The organism is Pseudomonas sp. NBRC 111127, assembly GCF_001320345.1.
GTDB lineage: Bacteria > Pseudomonadota > Gammaproteobacteria > Pseudomonadales > Pseudomonadaceae > Aquipseudomonas > Aquipseudomonas juntendi.
The window spans coordinates 1-516 of sequence record NZ_BCBD01000352.1; the positions used below are offsets into that span (position 1 = coordinate 1).

1 protein-coding gene is annotated in these 516 nt (G+C 63.6%); it reads left to right on the plus strand.

Going from position 1 to position 516, the window contains the following annotated elements:
- A partial coding sequence (locus APH30_RS27395; RefSeq protein ID WP_156326764.1) for a tape measure protein occupies positions 1 to 516 on the plus strand: 516 nt, incomplete at both ends.

Genomic DNA, 516 nt, shown 5'->3' on the forward strand with positions numbered 1-516 from the left:
CCAAGGCGCTGCAGACCGGCAAGGTTGAGGCTGATGGCTGGGTGTCCATTCAGGACGCAATGCCAACCATCGTCACTGCGATCGCCACTGCCACCGGCAAGAGCGCTGAAGAGATCCGTAAGCTCGGCGTGCAAGGCAAACTGTCGCTCGATGATATCAACACCGGCCTGCTGCGCACCGTGGAGGTCAACCGCAAGGCTGCGGCTGACATGTCCACCAGCGTGCAGGACGCGATGGTAAACATCAGTAACGCCATTCAGAACTTCCTGGGCGGCATGGAGGAGCAGACCGGAGCAGTTGCAGGCCTGTCTAGCGTGCTGATCGCCCTGGCCGACAACGTTGACCTGGTGGCGGTCGCCATGGGTGGCGCGGGCGCTGCGGCTCTTACCCTCTATGTAGCCAAGGCTGGCATGGCGCTGAAGGCCGCCCTGGCCCAGCGCATCGCGGAGGTCCAGAACGCACAGGCAGCACTGCGAGGCGCTGAAGCACAGCGCATCTATGCCCAGGCGCAGGTGC